Origin of the sequence: Kitasatospora sp. NPDC036755 (assembly GCF_040636595.1) — a bacterium.
In the GTDB taxonomy this organism is placed as follows: Bacteria; Actinomycetota; Actinomycetes; order Streptomycetales; family Streptomycetaceae; genus Kitasatospora.
This window is the reverse complement of sequence record NZ_JBEZUT010000443.1, coordinates 1-5648: the sequence shown is the minus strand read 5'-3', so window position 1 is coordinate 5648 and position 5648 is coordinate 1. Positions and strand designations below refer to the sequence as shown.

The window sequence follows — 5648 nt, the reverse complement described above, 5'->3', positions numbered from 1 at the left end:
CTCCAGCCACTTCAGGAAGGAGTCGTTGAAGGCGAACCGCCGCGGGCGAACCGCGGCGGGCCCGGCCCGTCACCCCGGTGTCAGTCGCCACCCGGCCCGTTCGCCGAACGCAGCGTGTCCAGTCGGTGCCGGTACTCCTCCGCGTCGATCTCGCCCCGCGCGAACCGCTCCGCGAGCACCTGCTCCGGGGACACCCACTGGCTCCCCTGCCCACCGCCGCCCTCCTGTCCCACCCGGCCCCAGCCGTGCGGGCCGCCCACCCCGGGTCCACCGGCACCGGGTGCCGCCCGACCTGGCGGAATCGGCTGTCGCGAGCGCGACACGTACCGGAACAGGGCGACGGCGAGCAGCACGACGATCACCAGGAACAGCAGCGTCGCGAACGCCATCAGCCCCATGCCCCAGCCACCCACGTGGCCGTGTCCGTGCCAGTACCTCATCAGGACCTCCTCCTCCGGCCCCGTCGGGACCCGCCGAGGTGAGCAGCGCCTTATCACCATCGTGCTCCCACCACCGGTGAAAGCGGCGTGAGGGAGGGCTGAGAAAACGTTCCGGCACTCGGTCCGGCGGCAACCGGGGTAGCGTGCCGTCGTGACCCGCCAGCCGCCGCCCGCCCCCGACCCCCGGTACCGCACGGCCCACCAGCCTCCCGCGGCCCTCCACCCGCCGTACGACGACCGCTCCCCCGAGCAGCTCGTCGCCGCCGGGGTGGTCCGGCGTCACCCCGATCCGCGGCCCCACCCGGCACTCGGCCACTCCCCGATCGGCTACGTCACCACCGCGCTCTGGGCCGAGCTGACCGCCCTCGCCATCGCACCGGACGCCGCGGAGACCACCGCCACCGCGCTGCTGCACTCGATCGCCGAGCGCGCCGTGGACGCGGCGCTCGCCCCGGGCAACGAACGGGCCCCGCGCGACGACCTGTACGTGACCGACCCCGCCCACATCGGCCCGCACCGCCGGGCGGTCTGGTTCCAGCGCTCCACGCCGCACGGCACCCCCGGCGCGCACGGCGCCCACGCCCCGCGCGGCCCCCTCGACCTGCTCACCCCGCTCGACCCGCGCGGCGGCGACACGGCCCGCGGCCCGATCACCGCCTCCTTCGCACCCCACCAGCCGTAGGCGCCCGGCGCCCAGCGCCCAGCACTCAGCGCTCGACCCGGAGGCTGTGACACACCCAGCTCAGCCGGTCCGGCCCGCCGTACGGCGGGCGGTCGTGGTACGTCCCGTCCGCCACCGAGATGTTGACGATCAGGTAGGCGTGCCACGCGGGCCCGACCCCGTGCAGGTCCGCGTAGACCAGTTCGTCCTCCACGTACCAGTCCACCGAGTTCGCGCCGAGCACCACCCGCAGGTCGAAGGTCGCCCCGAGCCCGATGCCGGCGTTCGCGCCGTGCCAGTAGCGGAAACCGCCCCGGACGTGGTTGGAGATCTCCAGAAGGTCCGGGTTGTCCGGGTGGTACTCGAAGAGGTCCACCTCGTTGCCGCCGTCCCGCCAGGTCCAGATGGCCGGCCAGGCGCCGAGTTCCACGGGCAGCGTCACGCTCGCCGACAGGACGTCGCCGGTGACGGCCTGGAATCCGTCCGGGCTGCCCTCGGTGGTCAGCAGATTGCAGCTCCAGAGTCCGCCGCTGTGCCGCCTGACCGCGGTGAACCGACCGTCCGGGCAGTAGTCGCGGCTGAGGTAGTCGAGCTTGTGGTCGCTCCGATTGGTCGGCCCCATCCGGGGATAGGCGCTGCTGCGCCCGGCGATCCACTGGCTGGTCGAAGTGAAGTCCGCGTCGAACACGACTGTCACGGCCGCCTCCCCGAAGCTCCGCCGTCCCGGCAGTCCACACCGCCGGGCACACAGGGTGAGTTACCCGATACCCTCCGCAGTATGCGAAGCGGATCGTTCGGGTCGGGACGAACGTGCGATTCGGGAGGGCCCGCCCGGGCCGTCAGCCGACGGGCGTCGTGCCTGCGGCGCCGAGCCGGTCGGTCACCGAGACCACCCCGTCCACCGAGCGGCAGAGGTTGAGCACGATCGGCACCAGGTGCGGCTCGGGCACGGTGCCGCTGAGCACCACCCGGCCCTGGTTGACCTCCACCCCGATCTCCGCCGGGCTGACCCCGTCGATCCGGCCGAGCACCTCTTCGACGATCTCCCGCCGGATCACCATGTCCTCGCGCAGGAAGACCCGCAGCAGGTCGCCGCGGCTGACCATGCCGATGACCCGCCCCTCGTCGTCCAGCACCGGCAGCCGCTTCAGGCCGTGCCGGCTCATCAGCCGGGCCGCCGCGACCACGCTGGTGTCGGGCGTGGTGCAGACCGGCTGGGCCGTCATCAGGTCGGCCGCGGCCACCTCGCCGTCCGGGCCCGGTGCCGCCGACTCGGGCGCGGGCAGCAGGCTGGCCGGGTCCTCCTGGGCGGCCAGGGTGCGCAGCAGGTCGGCCTCCGAGACCACGCCGAGCGGTCTACCGTCCGGGTCGACCACCGGCACGCCGGTGATGTCGTACTCGCTCAGCAGCGCCACGATCTCCCGGAACCCGGTCTCGGGCGAGACCAGGACCACGGGACTGGTCATCACGGATTCGACGGTGGCATGCCGCACGCCGGTTCACCTCGTCCAACGCTGCTGGTCCGATCGGGCTCGGATCGTCCCGACCGGTACCGGCAGCATCGCCCCCGGTGGCCGGGACCGCCAGGGGCCAAGGGGCCGAACGGGTGGGACCTTGGGCCTGCCGCACCGACGCGCCCCCGACATCGGGCGCACCGGACACCAGCCGTACCGGAGGACACCGTGTGCACCGGACACCAGCCGCACCGGACACCAGCCGCACCGGACACCATGTGCACCGGACCACCCGCCCCCCAGGGGGCACGCCTCCCCCGACGGGATCAGGCGTGGGTGCTCGACCCGCAGACGAAGACGGGCAGCGGCAGGAAGCCGTGGCTCCGGATGTCGGCCTTGGCCTCGCCGGAGGTGCAGAACCAGCCCTGTCGGCCGAACACCCTCCGCAGCGCCTGGCCGTGCGCGTCGCTGCTGGTCCAGTCGCCGTCCCGCACCCCGAGGTAGAGGACCCGACCGTACGGGCTCGCGAGGAAGTTCGGGCTGATCATGCCCTCGGACGTGGGGGCGATCCCGTCGAGGTTCTTCAGGACGAGCTCCCCGGGGTCGTCGCCCGGCTTCCGGTGCCCGCCGGTCACCTGGCCGACCCAGCGGCCGACCGAGTACGGGACGATCGCGTTCGGGTCGTGCAGGAGCGCGTCCTCCCCCTGGTCGTCCGCGACGCCGGAGGTCACGCACGGGCCCGCGTAGAAGGCGCCGGGGTCACCGTTGGAGACGGCGGAGGACGCGAGAGCCGTCATCTCGTCGGAGGTGAAGCTCGACCGGCGCTGGGAGGAGTCCGAGTAGAACTGGCCCGGCACCACCGGTTTGATCGTCGCGTCCGGCCACCGCGAGTCGATCTGCCGCCAGTTGGTGATGTCGCACGCGTAGATCGACCGCAGCTCGAAGCTCGTCAGGCTCGTCGGCGCGTTGCCGCCCGCCGGAGCCGCCCAGGTCACCGCGTCCTTCACGAGGGGGACGAAGTCGACCGAGGTCGGGTCGGTCACCCGCGGCCCCCTGCTCAGCCGCACGAAGTCGACCGTCGCACCGGTGTTGCTGTTCAGGGTGGTCAGCGCCTGCCGGGTGTTGGTCGGCCGGAGGACGGAGGAAGCCCCCGCCTTGGGCGTGATCGTTCCGGTTCCCCTGGCGTCCCAGCTGTACAGCCGGGGCGAGGCGGTGTCCCCGGCCGCCGCGAGCGAGGCGTTGTAGTCCGTGGCGAGCGCGTTGAAGAGCGCGTCGGTGGCGGGGGCTCCCATGCCGACCAGGTCGGTGCCGGCGGGCGTCGGCGGGTCGGCGGGGGCCGGGGCGGCCGTGACGAGGGCGAGTGCGGCGGCCAGCGCGGCGGCGGCGCCGAGTCGTGCGGTGAGGCGGGGCATGTGCGCTCCTCGGAGGGTCGACGGGGTGGGCACCGAGATCCTCGGGTCCCGCGCCCGCCGCGTCACCCCCGCCGGGCCGGGGCGACGGGCGTCGTCCGCTGGTCGGCAGCGGGCGGCCCGCCCCGGAGCCCCGGACGTTCTTCCCCCGGTGTCCCGCCGCTTGCCCGGCATATGCCCACCGCTCTCCCCGAACGGCGCAACCATCACATGATCGACTCGTTGGACCGTCCACCACGACAGCGGAACGGCTCCCGGGAGGGCCCCTTGGCAGTACGGGCGGTACGGGCAGTACGGGCGGTACGGGCAGGAAGGACGGCACGGACGGTGAGCGCGGCCGCGCTGCGCCGGGGCGTCACCGCGCGCCCGGTGGCCGTGGCGGAGGCCTCTCTGGTGCGCCACTACCGGCGGCTGGTCCGGCTCGCCTACCTGGCGCTACCGGCCGACCGCGACCGGCACACCCGGGTGCTCGCCGCCCACACCGCGGTCCAGCGGGCCCTGCCCACCCGCTGGACGCGCCGCCCCGGACCGGCCGCCGGCGAGCGGACCACCGAGCCCCCGGACACCCCGAACAGCCCGGACACCCCGGACACCCCGGACGGCCCGGATGACCCGGTCTACGCCGCGCTGCGCCTTCGGGTGCTGCGCGCCGCGCTCCGGCCGCGCCCGGCAGGCCGTCTCCTCCAGCCCCGGGTCTGGGGCCTGCGGCTGTTCACCCCGCACGGTGGCGAGCAGGACGCGGCGCTCGACCACGCGCTCGCCGCACTCGCCGCCCCGGCCAGGGCGGCCTTCGCCCTGCGGACGGTCGAGGGGCTGGGGCCGGAAAGCGTCGCCGAGGTGCTGCGGCAGGCCGGGGTGGCGCACCCGGCGGTGGCGGTGGCCGTCGCCGGGCAGGTCCCGTCCGGCCCGGACCCGCTGCCGGCCGCCTTCGACCCCTGCGCCGTCCGGGTGCAGCCCGCCGACCTGCTGCGCCGTCGCCGCGCGCTGACGGCCGCGCTCGCGGTCGGCGTGCTCGGCCTCACCACCACGGCCGGGGTGCTGGGCGGCTCACGCCCGGCCGCGCCGGACCGTCCCACGGCCTCGCCGCTCGCGGGCTCCGACACCGACCCGTCCCACCTGGTCCGGGTCGCCCCGGACGCCTGGCTGCACACCACCCGGGTCGACTTCACCACCTGGCCCGCCCGCGGCGAGCGGAGCGAGGACGGCGCGCTGCTCGGCCGAGCACTGGAGGCCTGGGCCCGGCCCGGCACCGGGACCCACGCCGAACCGGGTACGGACCCCGCTCCGCCCGTCGCACCCGCGCATCTGCTGTTCGCCGGCACGGTGGACGGCACCGGTGTGGTGGTGTTCTCCGACGGCGCGCGGATCGCCCGCTACACCGACGGCCGGGACGGCCGCGACGGTGTCCTGGACCTCGCCCGGGCCGACGACGCCGACCCGACCACGGCGGGCGCGGTGGTCCTGCGCCGTCAGGGCGCCACCGTCCGCTACCTCCTGGCGCCCTGGGTCGACTCCGCCGGGACCCGCCGGATCGACCAACCCGACGCCCCCGCCCGTCCGTTGGACCACCCCGACGGGCTGACCGCCGCGGCCCCGGGGGGGGGGGGGGGCCCCCCCCGGGGGGGGGGGCCCCCCCCCCACCCGCGGCCCCCCCCCCCGGGGGGGGGGGAAGGAGGCCAAGAAG

The 5648-nt window shown here is 75.3% G+C and carries 5 protein-coding genes and 1 pseudogene; 2 read left to right on the top strand and 4 right to left on the bottom strand.

Annotation, left to right across the window (positions count from 1 at the left end):
• Nucleotides 1–80: 80 nt before the first annotated feature.
• Nucleotides 81–440, bottom strand: coding sequence for an SHOCT domain-containing protein (locus AB0E96_RS37530; RefSeq protein ID WP_359830769.1), 360 nt, complete (start codon nucleotides 438–440; stop codon nucleotides 81–83).
• 151 nt (nucleotides 441–591) lie between these two features.
• On the opposite strand from AB0E96_RS37530, the gene AB0E96_RS37525 reads away from it, so the two are divergent.
• On the top strand, nucleotides 592–1122 hold the full coding sequence (locus AB0E96_RS37525; protein WP_359830766.1) for a hypothetical protein: 531 nt from the start codon (nucleotides 592–594) through the stop codon (nucleotides 1120–1122).
• Between the two features lie 25 nt (nucleotides 1123–1147).
• Here AB0E96_RS37525 and AB0E96_RS37520 read toward each other — a convergent pair whose 3' ends face one another.
• The 3 genes from AB0E96_RS37520 to AB0E96_RS37510 all read right to left on the bottom strand — a co-directional run bounded on the left by AB0E96_RS37520 (nucleotide 1148) and on the right by AB0E96_RS37510 (nucleotide 3967).
• Nucleotides 1148–1798 (bottom strand): beta-glucanase, encoded by a 651-nt coding sequence (locus AB0E96_RS37520; RefSeq protein WP_359830764.1) that lies wholly within the window; start codon nucleotides 1796–1798, stop codon nucleotides 1148–1150.
• Nucleotides 1799–1940: 142 nt separating this feature from the next.
• A complete protein-coding gene (locus AB0E96_RS37515) occupies nucleotides 1941–2567 on the bottom strand; it encodes a CBS domain-containing protein (RefSeq protein ID WP_359830762.1) in 627 nt (208 codons plus the stop codon).
• A 314-nt stretch (nucleotides 2568–2881) separates the two neighbouring features.
• Complete coding sequence (locus AB0E96_RS37510) at nucleotides 2882–3967, bottom strand: substrate-binding domain-containing protein (RefSeq protein ID WP_359830759.1); 1086 nt, start codon at nucleotides 3965–3967, stop codon at nucleotides 2882–2884.
• 324 nt (nucleotides 3968–4291) lie between these two features.
• On the opposite strand from AB0E96_RS37510, the pseudogene AB0E96_RS37505 reads away from it, so the two are divergent.
• A pseudogene (locus tag AB0E96_RS37505) lies at nucleotides 4292–5648 on the top strand (hypothetical protein); the annotation flags it as partial.